This is a genomic window from Acidimicrobiales bacterium (genome assembly GCA_036378675.1).
Taxonomy (GTDB): domain Bacteria; phylum Actinomycetota; class Acidimicrobiia; order Acidimicrobiales; family Palsa-688; genus DASUWA01.
This window is the reverse complement of sequence record DASUWA010000065.1, coordinates 1-19,964: the sequence shown is the minus strand read 5'-3', so window position 1 is coordinate 19,964 and position 19,964 is coordinate 1. Positions and strand designations below refer to the sequence as shown.

Here is a 19,964-nt window from a genome sequence, read left to right as displayed (position 1 = left end):
GGGATGACGATGTCGTCGGTCCCTGTACTGGTGGAGATGCACCCGGCTTGCGGCGCCCACGATCCCGGTCGTTTTCATCCCGAGCGGCCTGATCGCCTGGCGGCCGTGCAGAAGGGCCTCGAGACGGCGCTGAAGTCCGGAGCCGCCAAGACCGTCGTTCCGCGGCAGGCGACCCGAGCCGAGCTGATCCGGGTGCATGATCCGGAAACCATCGACGCGCTCGAAGGGTTCTGCCTGGCCGGAGGCGGCGACATCGACGCGGACACCGCGGCTTCTCCCGGATCGTGGGACGCCGCGCTGGCAGCCGCCGGCGCGGGCCTCGACGCCATCGAGCGCCTTACCGCCGGCGAGGCGGACGCTGCGTTCATCGCCGTGCGGCCGCCCGGCCACCACGCGACGCGCAACCGGGCGATGGGTTTCTGCCTCGTCAACAACGTCGCCGTCGCCGCAGCGTCGCTCGCCGAGGCGGGGGAGCGGGTGTTGATCGTCGACTTCGACGCGCATCACGGGAACGGGACGCAGGAGATCTTCTACGGAGATGCGAGGGTCGTTTACGTCTCCATGCACCAATGGCCGCTCTATCCCGGAACAGGCAAAATCGAGCAGACCGGCGCCGGACCCGCGAAGGGCGCGACGGTGAACTTCCCGCTGCCCGCCGGCGCCACCGGGGACGTGTACCTGGCGGCGATCGAGGAGGTCGTCGAGCCGGTCGCAGAGAACTTCGAGCCGACCTGGCTGATGATCTCGGCGGGATTCGACGGGCACAGGGCGGATCCGTTGACGGACCTCGGGCTCACCTCGGGCGACTTCGCCGAGATGACTTCGCGCCTTTGCGCCCTGGTTCCGCCCGGCCGGCGCTTGGTCACCCTCGAGGGGGGCTACGACCTCAGCGCGCTCGCCGACTCGACCGCGGCGTGCGTCGCCGCGCTGGCCGGAGAGCACCTGCAGCCCGAGGCCCAAAGCTCCGGTGGCCCGGGCCGGCACATCGTCGACGCCGCCCGCTCGCTGCACGTCGAAGGACGCTAAAGGGGAAAAAGACGCCGCAACACGCGGTACTCCCTCTTTTTCCGCCTCAACCCTGTCGCTTGGCAACCCGATAGCCCGATTGATGTTGGATTTGCAGGCCGTACTCACCCATGTGATTGAGGTTGGTGGGTCCGACCTCCACGTGAAGGGCGGCGCGCCTCCGCGGGTGCGGGTCAACGGCGACCTGCGCCCAACCCCGTTTCCTCCGGTGGAGCGGACCGAGGTGGAGGAGTGCCTTCGCGTGATCATGCCGGTCGACCGGATCGAAGAGTTTCACCGCACTGGTGAGGCCGACTTTTCGGTTTCGGTCGACGGCATGGGACGTTTCCGTGGGAACGCCTTCCGGCAGCGGGGAAGCGCAGCGATGGTGCTCCGGCGCGTCCTCCCGCAAGCGATGTCCGTGCTCGACCTCGGCCTCCCGCCGATCGTCACCAGACTGGCCGAAGAGCCCCGGGGCATGGTCCTGGTCACCGGGCCCACCGGGTCGGGAAAGACGACGACGCTCGCCGCCATGATCGACCACATCAACCAGACCCGATCGGCGAACGTGATCACCATCGAGGACCCGATCGAAATCCTTCACCCCGACAAGCGCTCGGTCGTCTGCCAGCGCGAGATCGGCACCGACACTCGCGACTACGCGCAGGCGATGCGGCGGGTTCTAAGGCAGGACCCCGACGTCATCCTCATCGGAGAGATGCGCGACACGGAGACCGTGTCGGCCGCGTTGATGGCAGCGGAGACAGGACACCTCGTGCTGTCCACCCTTCACACCACCAACGCGACCGAGACGATCAACCGGATCGTCGACTTCTTCCCGCCGTTCCAGCAGCACCAGATCCGCCTGACCCTGGCGGGCGTGCTGCGCGGTGTCATCAGCCAGCGTCTCGTGCCGCACTCGTCCGGAGAGGGACGGGTGCCGGCAGTGGAGGCCATGGTGGTGACCGGACGGATCGCGGACCGCATAATCGACCCGACCGGCGCCGGCGCCGAGACCATAGAAGAGTTGATCGCCGACGGCGAGTACCACGGCATGCAGACGTTCGATCAGAGCCTGTTCGGTCTTTTCAAGAGCGGAGAGGTCACTCTGCGTGCTGCGCTCGCCGCGGCGACCAACGCGCACGACCTGCGAGTCGCATTGCAGGCTGCGGGGCTTCTCGAAGCGACCTGAACATTCATCGGGGCCGCCGACCCCGGTCTATTTGGATTATTGGCGTGGTCTATTGGCGGCGCCGGCGGGACACGCTTACGACCCCGCCCTTGTTCGGGACGAAGGTGACGTGGCGGATCCGAGCCCGTTCGCCCTTCGCCGAGGTGGGGGCGAACTCGACGCGCCGCAGAGCTTCCTTGAGAACGACCCGCATCTCTGTTGTGGCGAACGCAGCGCCCAGGCACCTCCGGTTGCCCCCGCCGAAAGGCAGCCACGTGAACGGATCCGGGTGCTGACCGTTCCACCGATCAGGGTTGAACTTGTTGGCGTACGGATAGACGCGCTCGTCGGTCTGGATCAGCAAGATCGCCGGCGCCACCACGGTTCCCGTGGGGATCCGGTAGCCGTTGAGCTCGACGTCGGCGGTGAGCCTGCGGGCGACGTCGGCGATCACCGGCCGGACACGGAGACTCTCGGTGACCACGTTGTCGAGGTAGGCGTCATCGTCGTCGATTGCCGCCTGCTGGGCGCGGCGAAGGACTGCCGGGTGCCGGGTCAACCGCTCGAACGTCCACGCCAAGCCTGTGGCAGTCGTTTCGTGACCGGCGAGGAGCAACGTCATCAGCTGGTCGCGCAGCTCCTCGTCGGACATCGAGCTTCCGTCCTCGTCGGTTGCTCTGACGAGCATGGCCAGGACATCGGTGCGGTCGTCAAGGTCCGGATCCGACCGGCAGTTGGCGATCTCGTCGTACAGCGCGTCGTCGGCTCTGGATCGCTTTACCTGCAACCGGCTCCACGGCCAGAAGTTGCGGAGCTTCGGGTACCCCACGGCGAGAAGGTCGATGGCCGCGATGTCGACGACCGGCGGAAGCACCTGGCGCAGGTGGGCGAGCCTGTCGTCCTTCTCGGCGCCGATCACGGCGCGCAGGATGACCTCGAGGGTCAGACGCCTCATCGCCGGCAGGACCGGGAACGGACGGTTCAGGGGCCAGTGGTCGATCTCGGCGGCGGCGATGTCGGCCATCACGTCGGTCTGTTTTCGCACCGCGGAGCCGTGGAACGGGGGTGCCATCAGCCGGCGCTGCCTGGTGTGCTCGGTCTCGTCGGTCACCAGCACCGAGTGCGGACCGAGGATCGGCTCGAGAATGCTGCCGTTCGCCTCGCCGGCGTGGAACACCGACGGGTCGCCCCTGAACACCGTGCGGACCGCTTCCGGGTCCGCCACGTACACGTAGTCGAGGGTGAGCGGCATCCGCATCCGGATGATGTCGCCGTAGCGGCGCTGGCACAGGCGGAAGTACAGGGGCGGCCGGAACCCAGTCAGGGCGGCTTGCATCCACCCGGGGAGGTGCGGGCCGGGGGGTAGGCGGGTGATACCGGGCGTGTGGTCCGTGATGTCGGGCGTGTAGCCCGTATCGGCTGAGGCGGCGAGCGTCATCGCTTCCAACTATGGCGCGCGCGCCGGCTTGTCCGATAGTGGCGATTTGTCTTGTTGCTCGTTCGCCGGCATGTGGGTGCGGTCGGGCCAGGCCACGTTTGGGTGTAACTCTTGCGTTTGGGCATGGAATTTGGCAGGGAGCAGCCTGTTCTCACACCCAAACGCTGTCCGCGTCAGCCAGAGTGGCGTGCAGCCCACCATTCATCGAGGCGCCGGCCAGCCTCGTCCCGTCCAAGAGGGCCTTCATCCAAACGAAGCTCGAGCAGGAACGACAGAGCCTCGCCAACCTCCGGCCCCGGCTTGATGCCCAACCTCTGCATGACTGCGTTCCCGTCGAGGTCGGGGCGGATGGCCTTGAGCTCCTCCTGTTCACGGAGCTCGGCGATGCGCGCATCCAACTCATCCATCCGGCGTGCGAGCGCGCGAGCCTTGGCCGCGTTGCGGGTGGTGCAATCGCAGCGGGTCAGCTCGTTGAGCCGATCGAGTAGTGGGCCGGCGTCACGCACGTAGCGGCGCACCGCGCTATCGGTCCAGCCCATCCGGTAGGTGTGAAAACGCAGGTGCAGCTCGACCAGCCTGCTCACGGTCTCGATGTCCTCGGCCGAATAACGCAGAGCCCGCATCCGGTCTCGGGTCATTCGAGCGCCCACAACCTCGTGATGGTGGAACGTGACCACTCCTCTAGGACCGAACGAACGGGTCTTCGGCTTTCCCACATCGTGGAACAAGGCCGCAAGGCGGACGAGGCGATCCGGAGATGTGTTGTCGACGACCGCGATCGTGTGGGCGAGCACGTCCTTGTGGCGGTGGATCGGGTCCTGTTCGAGCGCGAGCGCCGGCAATTCGGGGATGAACTCCTCGGCTAGGCCCGTCTGAACGAGAAACCAAAGGCCCTCGCTGGGCTTCTCGACGACCATCAATTTGTCGAACTCGTCTCGCACTCGCTCGTCGGAAACGATGTCGAGACGCGCGCGCATGGCGGTCACCGCATCAACAAGCGCCGGCTCAGGATTCAGTTGGTAACCAGCGATGAACCGGGCGGCGCGAAGCATTCGCAGTGGATCGTCGGTGAAGGATTCTTCGGGGGACAGCGGCGTCCGCAGCCGCTGCGCCGCGAGATCGCCGACTCCGTCGAAGGGATCGATCAGCTGCAGGTCGGGCAGGGACAAAGCCATCGCATTCACGGTGAAATCGCGCCTCGACAGGTCAGCCTCGATGCCATCAGCGAACTCCACCTCTGGCTTGCGACTATCCGATCGATAGGCCTCGGCCCGGTGGGTGGTGATCTCCATCCGCCGCCCACCGGCGAGAACGCCGATCGTTCCGAAACGCTTTCCCTGGGTCCAGACCGCCTCGGCCCAACCCGACACGATCTGCTCGGTCTCGTCCGGTAGGGCGTCCGTGGTGAAGTCCAGGTCGCCCCCGGCGGCCAGACGGCCAAGTACGGCATCGCGCACGATGCCGCCAACCAGATAGAGGTGTTTCCCGGCCGCGGCGAAGCGCGAGGCGATCTCGCCCGTCTCTTCAACCAAAGGCTGCAGCCGCTCCGGAATCACGGAGGCTCACAGTACCGGGGGGCGTCGCAGCGTCCCAGTGACTAACAGCTGATCCGGCAGATCCGAAGCGACCCTGGAAGGGCGCGCGGACACAAAGCGAAGCGCGTCACAGATCTCGGCCACGACCCGACCTCCGTCATGGATCACGTCACGCCAGGTGTAGACGAGCAGGAACTTCCCGGTTAGCCGGATCCGGTTTCGCCGGCGTTCGTCCTCGGTCTTTTGCTCCGGGCTGTGGTGGTGCGAATACCCGTCGACTTCCAGCAGGAGGTCAGCGGTCAGGGCGGCGTCCACGCGGTATCGGTCGTCGGGACCCACGCGAACTTCCACCGCGATCGGCTCGATCCGGTGTTGGCGAAGCAACCGGATGAGCTTGCTCTCCAACACGCTGGGGTGAGGCGCGCCCACGAAACCTCGACGCTGGAGTGCCCGGCGCATCGTCCCCACGCCTCTACGCCCGGGCCGCGACAGTCGACAGATCTCGGCTTCGACGCCCTGGATCGTCAAGAGTCCCGTCGCCAGCGCTCGGTCCAGCGCTGAATCCAGAGTGTCTGCGCTGGATAGCGCAGCCAGGTCTATGAGAGTTCGGAGTGGATTGGTGCAAGGAATCCCGAACCGCAATGAACCTGGCACGGGCCAGTCGCGCGAACGGTGAACCCTCGCCCATCCGACATCCGCCGTGATGTCTCGCCCAACCGTCAGGCTGTGGCGCTCGGGCACCCTGTCGAGTCCCCAGAGCCAAGCAGCCGAGTCATGCGACGCCAGCGCGCTTCGTCCAGCTTCAAGGCAACCAGCCATAAGCCACTGGTGCGGAGTCCTCGGGGCGCCGGCAAGCCGCACCACCCGATTGCCCATTCGCTCCCACTCACCAGACACCACGCGGCGCCGTTCTGTTCGGCTGTCGACGCCGAGCGCACGAAGCTCGGCACGGGCAATCACTCCGTGCTGCGCCGCAAACCGGGACCGGAGTTCGCGCATTTCAATGGATCTCATGCCTTCACGCTACGTGGCTTCTGGCAGTTTGGCCAGGTCGAAAGCGTTTTGGGAGTGGAATCGAGCACTGTCCGGTTCGTATCCACGCCCAAACGCAGGATTTACGCCCAAACACGGATGTAGACGGCCACGGACGGGCCCCGTTCGGCCTGGGCCTAGCCCGGCCCGCCGGCGCTAGTTGCCCTCTTTGCGGGCCCGCATGATCAGCGCCGGCGGCACGTAAGCCATCGATTCACGCCACCACGGGCTGCGGGGGGCGCCGATGGCGGGCTCGGGTTCGAGCACCAGGTCGACGCGGTAACTCGAGCGGATCAGCCCCATGTAGAGGTCGGCGAAGGTGTGGTGGTATGCGGTCGTGCTGATGCCGCCCCACGAGGATGTGACCGGCCGGCGATCGAAGTACGACCGGCGGATCGCAAAGCCACCCTCCCCGGATCCGTGCGACGACCCCTCGTCGAGCATGTGGTGGGCGGGGTGGGGGAGGCTGAACACCAGGGGTGCCCCGACTTTCAAGACCCGGTGCACCTGCCGGAAGACCCGGTTGAGGTCCTCGACGTAACCGAAGGCGAACGCCGAAAACACCAAGTCGATCGAGTCCGCCCGCAGAAACGCCAGATCGGCCATGTCGCCCTGACGCAGCTCGACCCGGACCTCTTCGCGTTCCGCGAGTTCCCGGGCGATGGCGAGTTGCGTCCCCGAGAAGTCCACCCCGATCGCGGTCGCGCCGTGCTTCGCGAAAACAATCGACGATTGAGCCGCACCGCACCCCAGCTCCAGGACCCGCTTGCCCTTGACGTCGCCCAGGAGGCGAAGCTCGGCTTCGGTAGGCAGGTCCGGCCCGTAGGTGACTACGTCAGTCGGGAGGTTGGCACTGGCCTGGTACTGCTCGGCGCCGCGGTCCCAGGCTGCTGCGATGTCGCTCATCGGCGACGGACCTTATGCCGTGGCACGGGGCGCCCGCGGCTATGCCATCCATGCGGTCACAAAGTCACCTACGAGCCGCCGGCCTCTAACCCTCGCCGGCGGCGAAATCCTCGACCATCTGGCGGGCGCGCTCGTCGTGGTACTGAACCGGCGGCGACTTCATGAAGTAGGCGGAAGGGCCGAGCAGCGGTCCGCCGATCCCACGGTCCAATGCGATCTTCGCGCAGCGCAAAGCGTCGATGATCACGCCGGCCGAGTTGGGGGAGTCCCACACCTCGAGCTTCATCTCGATGTTCAACGGCACATCCCCGAAGTTGCGGCCCTCCAGCCGGATGTAGGCCCACTTGCGGTCGTCGAGCCAGGCGACGTGGTCCGAGGGCCCGATGTGCACGTCGTCGGCTTCGATCCCGTGGTCGATCTGGCTGGTGACCGACTGGGTCTTGGAGATCTTCTTGGACTCGAGGCGCTCCCTCTCGAGCATGTTCTTGAAGTCCATGTTCCCGCCGACGTTCAGCTGGTAGGTCCGGTCGAGCACCAGTCCCCGGTCCTCGAACAGCCTGGCGAGGATTCGGTGAACGATCGTCGCACCGACCTGGCTCTTGATGTCGTCGCCGACGATCGGCACACCGGCCTTCGCGAACCGGTCGGCCCACACCGGATCGCTCGCGATGAAAACAGGAATCGCATTCACGAACGCAACCCCCGCCTCCAGGCACGCAGCGGCGTAGTGCTTCTGGGCTTCCTCGCTGCCAACCGGCAGATAGGACACCAGCACCTCGGCCCGCGAGGAGCGCAGCACGTCGGTGACGTTCACCGGCTCGAGCGGCGATTCGTCGATCGTCTGCCGGTAGTACTTGCCGAGCCCGTCGAAGGTCGGGCCCCGCTTCACGGTCACGCCGAGATCGCCCACCGCGGCGAAGCGAACCGTGTTGTTCTGGCCGGCGAAGATCGCCTTGCTGAGATCCAGCCCGACCTTGGCGGCGTCGACATCGAAGGCCGCCACGAATTCGACATCACGCACGTGGTACTCGCCGAGCGTGACGTGCATGAGGCCCGGGACCGTGTCGGACGGATCCGCGTCGCGGTAGTACTCGATCCCCTGCACCAGCGAGCTGGCGCAGTTGCCGACTCCGGCGATGGCGACACGGATCTTGTTACTCATTGGGTCGTTCCTCCTGGGATTTGGACAAAGTCGGGACCGTCTCATCACGAGCCGGTCGTTCGGTTTCGGGCCGTTCGGCCCTCTCGTTGGCGATCAACTGATCGATCCAGGTCAAATCGCGCTCGGTCGAGTCGCGGTCGTGCTCGACCAGGCTGCGCGCGTAGCGATCGTGGTCGCGCAGGGCTTTCACACGCGCGCGCATCTGCACCAGGCGCTCGAGAAGCTGCGCCTGCCGGCGTTCCAGCATCCCCAGTCGCGCGTCGGGAGGCAGGTAGCGCGCAAACGCCAAGCGCAAGTTGAAGAACCTCTCGTCGTCGCTCGACTGCGACTCCGCCGCCAGCAACTCCTCGAAAAGAGACTCGCCCCGCGAAGTGATGCCGTACACCTTCTTCCCCCGGCCTCCGCGGCTGGTCCCCTTCCGCGCCCGGAACGCCGCCAGCTCTCCGGCCAGCGAGCCCGTGTGCGGGATCAGCGCTGCGGGAGAGCCGATCGGGTCCACCGCCTTGACCGCGCCGGCCGCCTCGAGCCGCGCGAGAGCGGGGTAGAGCGACCCGAACGAAACCCCGCTCGCGAAGCCGAGGTTCTCCGAAAGCCGCTTCTTCAACTCGTAGCCGTGAAGCTCCTGCTCCTTGAGGAGGCCGAGGATGGCCAGTTCGAGCATGATCGGGTCACTATAGCAGCCCGATGTATCGATCCGATATATCGATGCAACGTCTCCGAAAGCCCGGGGTAGGTCGTCATCCGACCTGCCTCCCGCTGTAGGGTGCTGTGCGTGATGAGCCTCCGACCCGAAGCCCTCGCCGGCGCCGGCGCGGGATCGCGGGTCGGCGGTGAGATCGACTACACCCTCGCCCGGAACTCGGTGATAAAGGAGTTCCGCAAAGGGCGGCTTTCCCGGCTGGACGTTTGCGACGCTCACCCGGATCTGCTCCGGGCTGCCGAGAACGTCGGGGCCGAAATCGAAGAGGACTGCCCCATTTGCAGCGAGGCGAGGCTGCGGCTGGTTTCTTATGTTTTCGGGAGCCGGCTGCCACCGTCTGGCACGTGCGTCACTTCGGAGCGGGAGCTCAAAACTCTTACCCGAACCGCCAAAGACCTCGCCTGCTATGTCGTCGAGGTCTGCCCGGTCTGCGCCTGGAACCACCTGACGAGAAGCTTCGCAGTATCAGCACGCCGCTGACCTGGGTATATATCCCCCAACAATGGTCTCAACGGCACTGGGCCGTGGGCGGCGCGCAGCGGGCAAGCCGACCAGGGTCCGGAAATCCACGGCGGGAAAACCCAACTCTGCCTCGGAAAGCTCCGAGCACGGTCGGCTCTGGCGCTGGAGGCGCTGGATCTTCTCGGCGTTGATTCTGATCGTCGCCGTGATCGTCGGCGGGTTGATCTGGTTTGAGCGCCTGGCTCTGCCCCCGCCCCCGGCCCTGAAGCAGGCGACTCTCATTTACGACGCGTCCGGGCAGCGCGTACTTGCCTCTTTTTCCGAGCAGAACCGGACCAACGTCGCCCTCAACCAGGTCCCCCCGGTCGTCTTGGATGCCGTCGTCTCGACCGAGGACAGGCACTTCTGGTCCGAGGGGGCGCTCAGCCCTTTGAGCATCGTGCGGGCCGCCGCGTCCGACGTGGCCGGCGGGCACCTCCAGGGCGGATCGACGATCACCCAGCAATACGTGAAGCAGGCGTACCTCGGCCCCAAGCGCACCCTGTGGCGCAAGATCGAGGAGGCCGGGCTGGCTATCCGGCTCTCGCACTCTGAGTCGAAGAAGCAGATCATGCAGAACTACCTGAACACGATCTATTGGGGCCGCGGCGCGTACGGGGTCGAGGCCGCGTCGCAGGCCTATTTCGGGAAGCCGGTTCAGCAGCTGGGTCTTCCCGAAGCGTCATTGCTGGCTGCACTGATCAGAGAGCCCGAGCTCGCAGACCCGGCGCACAGCCAGACCATTGCGCAAAGGAATCAGGCGTCCACGTTGAAGGCGATGGTCCGTGACCACAAGATCACCAGCGCCCAGGCGGCATCCGTTGAGGCAACGCCCTTCTCTCAATATGTGATCCCTCCCTCCAGCGGCGCGCTCGCCCAGACCAACGGCGGCGCGACGGGAGACGAGTACTTCATTTCTGCTGTCCGCCAGGAGCTTTACGCCAAGTACGGCCGGGCCGCGGTTGACATCGGCGGTTTGCGGGTCACCACCACCCTGGACCCGTCGATGCAGACGGATGCGTACAACACGGTGTACGGCCCGAACCGCTTGGCCTTGAACCCGGCGAAGGGCGAACCCTCGGGCGCGCTGGTCTCGCTGGATGACAACGGCGCGGTCAAGGCGCTGGTAGGCGGCCAGAACTACTCCACCTCGACTGTCAACCTGGCCCTTGGGTCGGCCGGCGGTGGGAGCGGCCGCCAGTCGGGATCGGCGTTCAAGGCGATCATGCTTGCTGAGGTGCTGAGGGAGGGGTACACGGCGGAGTCTGTTTTCCCGGCGCCACCGCAGTTGGTGATTCCCCACGGCAACGCCGGCGGCGCGCCGTGGAAGGTGACGAACTTCGAGGGTGAGACGCCCGCGCCGCAGCTGAACCTGGTCGACGCAACGGCTCACTCGATCAACACGGTGTACGCGCAAGTCGTCGACAAGATCGGTGCAGAGAACCTCGACTCGATGGCGATCTCGTTGGGCATTCGCCCATCCGAGATGGCCGGCGCATACCTGTCTCAAGTGCTCGGGACCGCGCAGGTGTCGCCGCTCGAGATGGCGGCGGCGTACGCCACGTTCGCCGACGGCGGCGTGTACCACCAGCCCTTGCTGATCACCAAGGTGACCAAGGCGGACGGGAGCTCGTTGCCGTTGCCGATCGACCCGCAGAGCAGGATGGTGCTGATGCCTTCTCAGGCTGCCCAGCTGGACTACGTACTGCAGCAGGTGGTGCTGAGGGGGACGGGAACCGCCGCCGGCGGGATCGGCTCGGATGTCGCCGGCAAGACCGGCACCACGGAACACTCGAGCGACGCGTGGTTCATCGGGTTCACCCCTCACCTGAGCACCGCGGTGTGGATGGGGTACGCGGACAGCATCCGGCCGATGGTTAACTTCCGTGGCTACTCGAGCATCCAGGGCGGTGGCATCCCCGCCGAGCTTTGGCACTCGTACATGGCGTCGGTACTGGCGTCGATGCCGCAGTACAAGGGGACGTTCCCCTCGGTCACCCTCACCGGCAAGGTGCTCACGCCGCCAACGGACATCCCTGGGCTCCCCGGGCTCCCGGCGCCACCGCCGCCGCCACCACCTCCATCGGCCACGACGGCACCGGCTACGACACCGACCACGACACCTTCAACGACAGCGGCGACGAAGCCCTCGCCGTCGTCGAATCCGCAACAGCCTCCGTCCACCTCCCCGCCGACCTCCGCGTCGTCGTCGCCGACCACGCGATCCACGCGGTCAACCACGACAACGACCCCGGTCGGGTAGTACCATTACCGCCACAACCGCCGGCAGCCAAGTGGCGCTGGACGGACAAAGGAGGTAGCGACATGGCCACCAAGCAGACCGCGCCTTCCATCCGCGCGCGCAAGGCAAGCGGCGAGCCCCTGGTGATGGTGACCGCCTACGACGCACCTACCGCCCGGGTCGCCGACGCTGCTGGCGTGGACCTGATTCTCGTCGGCGACTCGCTGGCGATGGTGGTGCTCGGCTACGACGACACCCTCCAGGTGACCGTCGACGACATGGCTCACCACGTCGCCGCCGTCGCCCGAGCAAAGCCCCAACCCATGGTCGTGGCCGACCTTCCGTGGCTGAGCTACCACACCGGTTCGCCGGACGCGGTACGCAACGCGGCGGCGCTCATTCGGGCGGGGGCTCAGGCGGTGAAGCTCGAGGGGGGGCACAAGCGGGTTCCGGTGATCGAGGCGATCATCGACGCGGAGATCCCGGTGATGGGACACCTCGGCCTGACCCCTCAGTCCTTTCACGCCATGGGTGGGTTCAAGGTTCAGGGCAAGAACCTCGAAGCCGCTCGGGCTCTGGTCGACGATGCCAAGGCGCTGGAGGCGGCCGGCTGCTTCTCGATCGTGCTCGAGGGAATCCCCGACGTGGTGGCGCAGCTCGTCACCGAGTCGGTGGCAGTACCGACGATCGGCATCGGGGCGGGGGTGCACTGCGACGGGCAGGTGCTCGTTTTCCATGACGTCCTCGGCTTCGACGATCGGCCGGCACCCAAGTTCGTTCGCCGGTACGCGGCCCTGAAGGCCGACGCGGTGGCGGGGCTGGAGGCGTGGGCGGCGGATGTGCGCTCGGGTCGTTTTCCCGGCGAGGACGAGACCTACCACCTCAACACCGACATGGCCGCGGAGCTGGCGCCGGCGATTTCTCTCTACTGAGCTAAGGCGAGATCACTCCATCTGGGGACGAGCGTCTGCGTTTGGGAGTGGAATTCGCCACGATCCGGCTCGTTTCTATGCCCGAACGCAAGATCCACTCCCAAAACCGTCAGCCCGAGCAGGGACCGCCCAGCTGGATGGAAGAACCTGGTCCGATGCCTAACGCAGCCAGGCCGCCCTTCGGAACCTCGATCGCCGTTTGGTAGGTAGCGGACGCACCGAACGTCGGGCAGGGCGTAACCGTCGCCGGGCACGGGTTCATGTTCGTGGAGGACACGTAGCCTCCGTCCGCCGCGAACCACGCGATTGAAAGAGGGATGAGCGTGTCCTTCATGTAGAAGCGCACCTGCGTCGGAGCCGGGAACTCGAAAACCATTCCCGGCCAGCCGTGCAACGACGTTTGGTTCATTAGGCCCCGATCCTGCTGTGCGGTCGTAGTCGCCAGAAGGGCGCACACAGGACGGTGCGATGCACGGAGACCGGTGCCGGCGGTGATCGTGACGAAGGTCGCGCCGAACCCCGAGAAGTGTTTGTCGGTAACCCGGCCGGTCACCGGTACGAGATACGGATTGGCGGGGCGGTTCGCACCCACGATGAGAAAAGCGAACACGCCGAGAGCGGCGATGACCCAAGCGGTCTGAGTCAAGCGGCGGACAACCCACGCCGGCGGGCTCTCAAACCACTGCCGGTCGAGCTGCATGGCGGTTATTGTCACACCGGCGTGCCACGATGCGCCTATCGCCCAAGGGGGAACCGGGCCGAAGCCGGCAAAGTGTGTTCTGCCGGAGTCGCGCCCCTCCTCGCCGCCGGGCCAGTATCGCCGAGGTCGAGTACCATGACCTGTCTTCAAAACGAGACCCTGCTCCGGATCGCCCGGAGCCCCGAGCCAAGGCCGGGTCCATAGGGAGGTGGTTAGCCGCAATGCGGCATTACGAAGTCATGGTCATCCTCGACGCTGGGCTGGAAGAGGACGACATCCGGACCATCGTTGACCGAGCCACGCAGGCAATCACCGGCGCGGGTGGAACCGTCGACAAGGTGGACCGATGGGGGAAGCGCCGCTTCGCCTATGAGGTCCATCACCGCACCGAGGGTTACTACGTGCTGTTGGAAGCCACTGCTGAGCCGGGCGCGGTCGAAAGCGTTGAACGGGTGCTCACCCTCGCAGACGAAGTCATCCGCCACAAAGTGATCCGCCTGCCTGAGAAGGCGGTCGGAAAGGCCCTTTCGAGACCGACGGGGCCCTCCGGCAACGGCGCACCGGCGGAAGCAAACGCGAACGGAGCGAACTAACCATGTCGAACGGAAACCACGTAAGCATCGTCGGAAACCTCACCCGCGACCCCGAATTGCGGTTCACCCCTTCCGGTCAGGCGACCGCGACCTTCGGCGTCGCCGTCAACCGCCGCTGGCAGAACCGGCAGAACCAAGAGTGGGAAGAGGCCACATCTTTCTTCGACGTCGTCTGCTGGGGCCAGCTGGCGGAGAACGCCGCCCAGTCGCTCTCGAAGGGAACCCGGATCCTGGTATCCGGGCGCCTGGATCAGCGCAGCTGGGAGACGTCGGAACGGGAGCGTCGTTCCAAGATCGAGATCACCGCGGACGAGGTCGCACCGAGCCTGCGTTGGGCCACAGCCACCATCAGCAAGAACGAGCGCCGCAGCCCGGAGGGTAACTCCAACAGCAGCTCTTCCTACAGTGGCGGCGGCAGCCGGCCCGCGCCGAACGAAGCCCACGGGGAGTACCACTACGAAGAGGAGCCCTTCTAGCCCTATGGCTCGTAACAACGACAGAGACCGTGGGACAAAGAGGACCCTCAAGGACAGCAGGCCCCGCGGCAAGAAGAAGGTCTGCATCTTCTGCAAGGAGCATGCGGAGTGGGTTGATTACAAAGACGTCAACCTGCTCCGCCGCTTCATGAGTGATCGAGGCAAGATCCGAGCCCGTCGCGTCACCGGGAACTGCGCCCAACACCAGCGGGAGGTGCAGGTGGCGATAAAGACGGCTCGGGAGCTCGCCCTCCTGCCGTACACGCAGCGGACGGTCAACGAGCGTGGGCCTGGACGACCCTCGCGCGCCGGGCGCAGGGAGGATCTCAGTGAGCTCGGCGATCAGATCGAGGCCGAAGACAACGGCACCGAGTCCGAGTTGGACGAGGACGGCGCCGAGGACATCGACGAGGAGCAGGAGTCTCCGGAGTTCGAGGAGAGCGGGGTCTAGATGCGCGTCGTACTCCGATCCGACATCGACAACGTCGGCAAGCGCGGCGATATCGTCGACGTGGCGGACGGATTCGCCCGGAACTACCTGCTTCCGAAGGGCCACGCCATCGTCGCCACTAACGGTGTCACTGCCCAGGCGAATGCCATGCGCAGGGCTCGCGACCTCAAGGACGCCAAGGACCGCGAGTCTGCAGAGCTCGTCGCCCGAACCCTCGTACCGATGGTCATCCGGATCCCTGCGAAGGTGGGAGCTGGTGGCCGGCTGTTCGGTTCGGTTACTGCGGCGGACGTGGTCGACGCCGTGGCCACCCAGACCAAGGTGAACCTCGACCGACGGAAGCTGCACCTCGAAGAGCCGATCAAGTCAGCGGGCACCCATGAGGTTCCCGTCAAGCTCCATAGTGACGTCGAGTTCCGCGTGACAGTCGAGGTCGTGCCCAGCTAACTCGACGAGACAGATTAGTCAGAGGACAGCCCGGCTCTGCCTAAGGTTCGATCCGTCCCTGCCAAAGCAGGAAAATGGATCGAACCCCTCGGCAGGCCGGCCTTTCCTCTCGACCGCTCAATTCGCCTAAAATGGATCGAACCGAGTCGCCCCGATTGCGGTCGACGTGAGCTGATCCGGAGGGCGAGAGGCGGAGGGGACGAATCTCGTTTTCGTGCGAAGCACGGACGGATTCGGAATCGACGCCTACCGCCCCTCCAGGATCAGATCGAATCCGTTAGACCGCTTACACACGTGCCATGTTGGCAAAACGAGTGTGGTGATCCAGGAAGGCCAGCTGGCACTTGCCCGTCGGACCGTTCCGGTGCTTGGCGACAATCACCTCGGCCGTTCCGCGGTCGGCGGACTCGGCGTTGTACATCTCGTCTCTGTACAGAAACAGGACCACGTCCGCGTCCTGCTCAAGCGATCCACTTTCGCGCAGATCCGCTAGCACCGGCCTCTTGTCAGCGCGCATTTCCAGGTTCCTGGAAAGCTGCGACAGAGCGACGACCGGAACTTCCAACTCGCGCGCAAGAACTTTCAGTCCACGGCTGATGGACGACACCTCCAGCTGCCGATTCTCTGCGGTGGTTCGACTCGACATGAGCTGGAGGTAGTCGACAATGATCAGCCCGAGGCGTCCCTCGCGCGCCTTGAGCCGGCGGGCTTTCGCGCGGATCTCCATGACCGTGAGGTTCGGGTTGTCGTCGATGAACAATGGCGCATCGCTCAGCCGCGCAACGGCCTGGCTGATCTTGGGCCAGTCGGCTTCGGCCAATCGGCCGTTGCGGATTCGGCCGGCGTCGATTCGCGCTTCGGAGACAAGGAGTCGTTGGGTGATCTCCTCATGGCCCATCTCGAGCGAGAACACCAGGGTGGGAATCCGCGCCTCCACAGCCGCATGCGCGGCCATACCCAACGCGAATGAAGTGTTGTGCGTCGGGATCATCGACTCGCCGGCCAGATAGAGGTGCGACGGCGAATCGACGGTGATGCACCGCACCGGTACCGAATCGACCGGACTGATCGCCGTCACTGCTCGCCGCCCGTGGTTGCGCAGCTTCCGCTCAGGGGACCGATCCGGAAGCAGTTCGGCCTTGCGGGGTAGCCGGAAGACCGGATCCAATGGAGTCCACGCGAACCGCCAAGCAATGACGACCCTGTCATCGAGAAGCCGGATCCGCTTCTCCTTCAGCTGTCCGGGCTTGTGCCCTAACGAGCACACCAACTCGCGGACGTGTTCGCACAGTTCACGGTTGGACAGGCAGAGCTCCGCCCGGCCTTGAAAATCAACATCGCCTTCGGTGTCGAGAATCCCTTGCAACAGCGCGAGCCGCTGCTTGAAGGACGCGCGCAGGTACACGGCCGGGATGTGCTTCGTGGAATCACCAGCCAGCAGCCCAACCTGTCGAAGCTCTCGGCTGAGTTCGCGCCTCTCGCCGATGAACGCGCGCCAAGCGTCAGCAGAGCTCGGGCTAGTTGAGTACTCGATCCCTCCACGATGGAAGAGGGGGTAACCCGCGACAACGAACTCTCTCTCGAAATGAGCGATGTCATGATCAGCAATCGTCAGGCCGGCACTCTTGGTGTGCCCGTCGCCGAGCCAGCAGCCCAGGACGTAAGGATCCACGGGTAGGTCCTGCTCGGGCAGCTCGAGTGGATGAGCCAACGGCAAGTACCACCGCGCACGGCCATCACCGGCGCGGACGCCCTGGTCGACCATCTGTTGAGTGGTCACCACGCGCGACCGGTCACGCAGCGAAACGTCGTAGGCCATCCACTGGTGGTCCGCGTCGGCCACCAGGCTGGAACCATCGTCGAACTCGAGCCGGTAACAGGTCCTTTGCTCGTGGACCGGGGAGGTGTACGTAACCGCGCAGGGAGCACCGGCCTCACCGAAAACGCGGTCGCCGACCTCCAGCGAGCCCATCGTCTTCCAGCCGTCCGGGGTCGGGATCGAGGTGTCCAGCGCGAGGGCTTTGCCCATTGCCGGGCGAGCTCCGACGATCACCAGGGACGACGGCTGCAAGCCGTACAACCGCTCGTCCAGGTCGATGTAGCCGGTCGGCACCCCGGTGATCAGCTCGCCCCGCGTGTAAAGGCTTTCCAGGCGGTCGAGGCTCGCCATGAGCAGGCTCTGGAGGGGCTTCAGGCTGTCGGTAACCCGCCGTTCGGCGATGTCGAAGACCAGCGCCTCCGCCTGATCGACCGCCGCGGCGACATCCTCCGGCACGCTGTAGCCCATCTCGGCGATCTCGCCGGCGACACCGATCAGCCGGCGGAGAAGTGCGTGCTCCTCCACGATTTCGGCGTACCTGCCTGCGTTCGTCGTCGCCGGCGTGTCGGCCTGCAGCCCCACCAGCGCGGGCAGGCCGCCTGCCGCTTCAAGGAGTCCGGCTCGCCCCAGCTCGTCGGCAACGGTGACCGGGTCGGCCGGCTCGCCGCGGCCATACAAGGTGGTGATCGCATCGAAGATGTGCGAGTGGGCCGGCTTGTAGAAGTCTTCGGCCCTGCAGAACTCCACCGCCGCTGCGATCGCGTCGCGCGACAGCAACATCGCTCCGAGAAGCGACTGCTCAGCGTCGAGGTTGTGGGGGGGAACCCGCGAACCGCCTTGCCGGGCGCGCCTGCGAGCCTCGTCGATCGCCTGCACCATGGGACGCCTACCTAACTACGTCCCGTCTGTGGGCAACTAGACCCAAAACGCTGTGAATTGCAGGGGGACAAAGCGTTAACGAACGGGGATAACTGCGGCGATGTCTGGCGGCGCTCATCTCGTCGACGAAGATAAGCAGGCACCTGTGACCACCAAAATCTCTCTGATCACATCACGGCTCCCACCGGACACCAACCAGTTCGAGGAGCTGCTGGCCTGGATCGTCGACTCGACCAATGCGCCCCGGCGCGTCCTCGATGTGGGGGGAGGGGGGTCGTTTTACGACTTTGGCGGTCGTTTGCGACCTCACGCGCAATGGATGTCGGGTGTCGACCCGGACCCGACCGTCCTCGACCGTCCGTGGCTCGACGAGGCGCACGCGGCGACGGTCGAGGAATACGCCCGCGCCCGATCGTCGGGGGCCGAGGCGTTCGATGCCGCGGTTTGCCTCTACGTGGTCGAGCACGTCGAGCAGCCGCTCGCATTCCTGACCGCGATCCGTTCGTTGCTCAAAACGGGCGGGGCGTGCTTCGGGGTGACCCCAAACCTTTGGCACTACTTCGGCATGATCAGCGCAGCGGCGACCCGCGCCGGCGTGGAGGACTGGCTTCTCCACAGGGTCCGGTCGTCGGAGCTGATCGAGGCGTACCACTCCCCGGTGCGCTACCGCATGAACACGATCAGGTCTCTCTCCAGAACCGCCGAAGCCGCCGGGTTCAGGGCCGCAGAGGTGCGGGGTCTGGATCAGCCCGGGATGTTCGAGACCTATTTTCCTGAGCCGCTGCGGGCTTTCCCCAGGTTGTACTCCCGGGCCATAAATCGGGTCGGGTCGCCCCATCTCTGCGGCTCGCTCATCTTCCGGCTGGATACCTAGCCTGGCGCCGCCCGAGGCACTTTTTCCCCAATCCCCAGAACGAACGACCCCCTCCGCGGAGCTGGATCCGCCCGGAGAAGCCGCCCGCCGCAGGTGCTACCGTGGACGGTCTTGCCCCTGCATGAAGCCGGGGGCCGGAGATCGGCTTTCTTCCCCAGTGGGCACGATTCGTTCCAGAACGAAGCGTTGTCCGGTATGGCCGAGTTCTCCACAACTTGTGGATCATCTTGTGGATGTCGGACCGGTGGGAGGCATAAAGACCAAGTGACGCTGGTGGAGGAGCTGTGGACAACATGCTCTGACCTCCTGCGAGGCGAGGTCTCGGAGGCGGTCTGGCGGACCTGGTTCGGAGGCGTGGAGGCGGTCGATCTCTCGGGTGACGAGCTGATTCTCTCGGCTCCCAGCTCGCTGGTAAGGGACCGGCTGAGCGAGCGCTACATTCCACTGATCGAGCAATTTGCGAAGATTGCGGGCGGGAGGCCGATCCAAGTGAAGATCGTCTCCAGGCCGGCTCCGGCCCAGCAGCCGGACACGGCAGAGGAGGAGGCCGAGCTGCACGGGGCCGCGTTTACCCAGGTAGAGGCCCTGAACGAGGGCGGCAACGGCAAGTCGGAGCACCTCGCTGACGGAGGAGCAGCCACCGCAACACAGGTGGCGGCGCGAGGGGACGGGCCATCGCTGAACCCGCGCTACACGTTTCAGGCGTTCGTCATCGGCGCGTCCAATCGCTTCGCGCACGCCGCCGCACAACGAGTAGCCGAGACGCCCGCCCAGAGCTACAACCCACTCTTCATCTACGGAGACTCAGGCCTGGGGAAAACCCATCTCCTCCACGCCATCGGGCACTACGTCGTGGAGAACTTCTCGGGCATGCGTGTCCGCTACGTATCCACCGAGACGTTCATGAACGACTTCGTGGACGCCATCCGTACCAATGGGCAGACCATCTTCAAACGCCGGTACCGCGAGTGCGACGTGCTGCTCGTCGACGACATCCAGTTCATGGAAGGCAAAGAGGGGCTCCAGGAGGAGTTCTTCCACACCTTCAACTGGCTCTACGAAGGGTCCAAGCAGATCGTCCTGTCGTCCGACCGCCATCCT

Annotated in this window: 18 protein-coding genes and 1 pseudogene; 11 read left to right on the top strand and 8 right to left on the bottom strand. The window is 65.6% G+C overall.

Annotated elements, in window-relative coordinates:
• The first annotated feature begins 9 nt into the window (after nucleotides 1–9).
• Together VFZ97_19405 and VFZ97_19400 are read left to right on the top strand one after the other, a co-directional pair.
• On the top strand, nucleotides 10–1,026 hold the full coding sequence (locus VFZ97_19405) for a histone deacetylase (GenBank protein ID HEX6395607.1): 1,017 nt from the start codon (nucleotides 10–12) through the stop codon (nucleotides 1,024–1,026).
• Nucleotides 1,027–1,108: 82 nt separating this feature from the next.
• Nucleotides 1,109–2,197 (top strand): PilT/PilU family type 4a pilus ATPase, encoded by a 1,089-nt coding sequence (locus VFZ97_19400; protein HEX6395606.1) that lies wholly within the window; start codon nucleotides 1,109–1,111, stop codon nucleotides 2,195–2,197.
• Nucleotides 2,198–2,246: 49 nt separating this feature from the next.
• Here the strand turns inward: VFZ97_19400 and VFZ97_19395 are convergent, their stop codons facing one another.
• The 6 genes from VFZ97_19395 to VFZ97_19370 all read right to left on the bottom strand — a co-directional run bounded on the left by VFZ97_19395 (nucleotide 2,247) and on the right by VFZ97_19370 (nucleotide 8,910).
• Nucleotides 2,247–3,614 (bottom strand): cytochrome P450, encoded by a 1,368-nt coding sequence (locus tag VFZ97_19395; protein HEX6395605.1) that lies wholly within the window; start codon nucleotides 3,612–3,614, stop codon nucleotides 2,247–2,249.
• A gap of 173 nt (nucleotides 3,615–3,787) precedes the next feature.
• Nucleotides 3,788–5,170 (bottom strand): CCA tRNA nucleotidyltransferase, encoded by a 1,383-nt coding sequence (locus tag VFZ97_19390; GenBank protein ID HEX6395604.1) that lies wholly within the window; start codon nucleotides 5,168–5,170, stop codon nucleotides 3,788–3,790.
• A gap of 6 nt (nucleotides 5,171–5,176) precedes the next feature.
• Complete coding sequence (locus VFZ97_19385; GenBank protein ID HEX6395603.1) at nucleotides 5,177–6,163, bottom strand: DUF559 domain-containing protein; 987 nt, start codon at nucleotides 6,161–6,163, stop codon at nucleotides 5,177–5,179.
• A gap of 174 nt (nucleotides 6,164–6,337) precedes the next feature.
• Nucleotides 6,338–7,087, bottom strand: coding sequence for a class I SAM-dependent methyltransferase (locus VFZ97_19380; GenBank protein HEX6395602.1), 750 nt, complete (start codon nucleotides 7,085–7,087; stop codon nucleotides 6,338–6,340).
• An 85-nt stretch (nucleotides 7,088–7,172) separates the two neighbouring features.
• Nucleotides 7,173–8,249, bottom strand: a complete 1,077-nt coding sequence (locus VFZ97_19375; GenBank protein HEX6395601.1) for an inositol-3-phosphate synthase — start codon at nucleotides 8,247–8,249, stop codon at nucleotides 7,173–7,175.
• Nucleotides 8,242–8,910, bottom strand: coding sequence for a PadR family transcriptional regulator (locus VFZ97_19370; GenBank protein ID HEX6395600.1), 669 nt, complete (start codon nucleotides 8,908–8,910; stop codon nucleotides 8,242–8,244). The genes VFZ97_19375 and VFZ97_19370 overlap by 8 nt, the downstream gene beginning before the upstream one ends.
• Before the next feature lie 114 nt (nucleotides 8,911–9,024).
• Here VFZ97_19370 and VFZ97_19365 point away from each other — a divergent pair, with 114 nt between their 5' ends.
• The 3 genes from VFZ97_19365 (at nucleotide 9,025) to panB (ending at nucleotide 12,624) form a co-directional block, all read left to right on the top strand.
• Complete coding sequence (locus VFZ97_19365; GenBank protein HEX6395599.1) at nucleotides 9,025–9,429, top strand: DUF5318 family protein; 405 nt, start codon at nucleotides 9,025–9,027, stop codon at nucleotides 9,427–9,429.
• A gap of 169 nt (nucleotides 9,430–9,598) precedes the next feature.
• A complete protein-coding gene (locus VFZ97_19360; GenBank protein HEX6395598.1) occupies nucleotides 9,599–11,713 on the top strand; it encodes a transglycosylase domain-containing protein in 2,115 nt (704 codons plus the stop codon).
• A 62-nt stretch (nucleotides 11,714–11,775) separates the two neighbouring features.
• Entirely contained in the window at nucleotides 11,776–12,624 is an 849-nt protein-coding gene (gene panB / locus VFZ97_19355; GenBank protein HEX6395597.1) for a 3-methyl-2-oxobutanoate hydroxymethyltransferase, read from the top strand.
• A gap of 109 nt (nucleotides 12,625–12,733) precedes the next feature.
• Here the strand turns inward: panB and VFZ97_19350 are convergent, their stop codons facing one another.
• On the bottom strand, nucleotides 12,734–13,324 hold the full coding sequence (locus VFZ97_19350; GenBank protein HEX6395596.1) for a DUF192 domain-containing protein: 591 nt from the start codon (nucleotides 13,322–13,324) through the stop codon (nucleotides 12,734–12,736).
• Between the two features lie 221 nt (nucleotides 13,325–13,545).
• Here VFZ97_19350 and rpsF point away from each other — a divergent pair, with 221 nt between their 5' ends.
• From rpsF to rplI, 4 genes and pseudogenes are all read left to right on the top strand, one after another.
• Nucleotides 13,546–13,917 (top strand): 30S ribosomal protein S6, encoded by a 372-nt coding sequence (rpsF, locus tag VFZ97_19345; protein ID HEX6395595.1) that lies wholly within the window; start codon nucleotides 13,546–13,548, stop codon nucleotides 13,915–13,917.
• A 2-nt stretch (nucleotides 13,918–13,919) separates the two neighbouring features.
• Nucleotides 13,920–14,393, top strand: a complete 474-nt coding sequence (ssb, locus tag VFZ97_19340) for a single-stranded DNA-binding protein (GenBank protein HEX6395594.1) — start codon at nucleotides 13,920–13,922, stop codon at nucleotides 14,391–14,393.
• A gap of 4 nt (nucleotides 14,394–14,397) precedes the next feature.
• A pseudogene (gene rpsR, locus VFZ97_19335) lies at nucleotides 14,398–14,655 on the top strand (30S ribosomal protein S18).
• Nucleotides 14,656–14,844: 189 nt separating this feature from the next.
• The gene (rplI, locus tag VFZ97_19330) at nucleotides 14,845–15,291 is read left to right on the top strand and encodes a 50S ribosomal protein L9 (protein HEX6395593.1); all 447 of its coding nucleotides are present in this window, start codon (nucleotides 14,845–14,847) and stop codon (nucleotides 15,289–15,291) included.
• 286 nt (nucleotides 15,292–15,577) lie between these two features.
• Here rplI and dnaB read toward each other — a convergent pair whose 3' ends face one another.
• Nucleotides 15,578–17,986: a replicative DNA helicase gene (gene dnaB, locus VFZ97_19325; protein HEX6395592.1), complete on the bottom strand. Its 2,409-nt coding sequence runs from the start codon at nucleotides 17,984–17,986 to the stop codon at nucleotides 15,578–15,580.
• Nucleotides 17,987–18,134: 148 nt separating this feature from the next.
• Between dnaB and VFZ97_19320 the strand changes: the two genes are divergently transcribed.
• Both VFZ97_19320 and VFZ97_19315 read left to right on the top strand, forming a co-directional pair.
• Nucleotides 18,135–18,863, top strand: coding sequence for a methyltransferase domain-containing protein (locus VFZ97_19320; GenBank protein ID HEX6395591.1), 729 nt, complete (start codon nucleotides 18,135–18,137; stop codon nucleotides 18,861–18,863).
• A gap of 264 nt (nucleotides 18,864–19,127) precedes the next feature.
• Nucleotides 19,128–19,964: DnaA/Hda family protein (locus VFZ97_19315; protein HEX6395590.1), on the top strand; the 837-nt coding region annotated here is incomplete at its 3' end.

What these genes read in the sequence shown, in the direction of transcription:
- VFZ97_19405 (HEX6395607.1), top strand. Translation starts at nt 10, where the DNA reads ATGTCGTCGGTCCCTGTACTGGTGGAGATGCACCCGGCTTGCGGCGCC.
- VFZ97_19400 (HEX6395606.1), top strand. Translation starts at nt 1,109, where the DNA reads ATGTTGGATTTGCAGGCCGTACTCACCCATGTGATTGAGGTTGGTGGG.
- VFZ97_19395 (HEX6395605.1), bottom strand. Translation starts at nt 3,614, where the DNA reads ATGACGCTCGCCGCCTCAGCCGATACGGGCTACACGCCCGACATCACG.
- VFZ97_19385 (HEX6395603.1), bottom strand. Translation starts at nt 6,163, where the DNA reads ATGAGATCCATTGAAATGCGCGAACTCCGGTCCCGGTTTGCGGCGCAG.
- VFZ97_19380 (HEX6395602.1), bottom strand. Translation starts at nt 7,087, where the DNA reads ATGAGCGACATCGCAGCAGCCTGGGACCGCGGCGCCGAGCAGTACCAG.
- VFZ97_19375 (HEX6395601.1), bottom strand. Translation starts at nt 8,249, where the DNA reads ATGAGTAACAAGATCCGTGTCGCCATCGCCGGAGTCGGCAACTGCGCC.
- VFZ97_19370 (HEX6395600.1), bottom strand. Translation starts at nt 8,910, where the DNA reads ATGCTCGAACTGGCCATCCTCGGCCTCCTCAAGGAGCAGGAGCTTCAC.
- VFZ97_19365 (HEX6395599.1), top strand. Translation starts at nt 9,025, where the DNA reads ATGAGCCTCCGACCCGAAGCCCTCGCCGGCGCCGGCGCGGGATCGCGG.
- panB (HEX6395597.1), top strand. Translation starts at nt 11,776, where the DNA reads ATGGCCACCAAGCAGACCGCGCCTTCCATCCGCGCGCGCAAGGCAAGC.
- VFZ97_19350 (HEX6395596.1), bottom strand. Translation starts at nt 13,324, where the DNA reads ATGCAGCTCGACCGGCAGTGGTTTGAGAGCCCGCCGGCGTGGGTTGTC.
- rpsF (HEX6395595.1), top strand. Translation starts at nt 13,546, where the DNA reads ATGCGGCATTACGAAGTCATGGTCATCCTCGACGCTGGGCTGGAAGAG.
- ssb (HEX6395594.1), top strand. Translation starts at nt 13,920, where the DNA reads ATGTCGAACGGAAACCACGTAAGCATCGTCGGAAACCTCACCCGCGAC.
- rplI (HEX6395593.1), top strand. Translation starts at nt 14,845, where the DNA reads ATGCGCGTCGTACTCCGATCCGACATCGACAACGTCGGCAAGCGCGGC.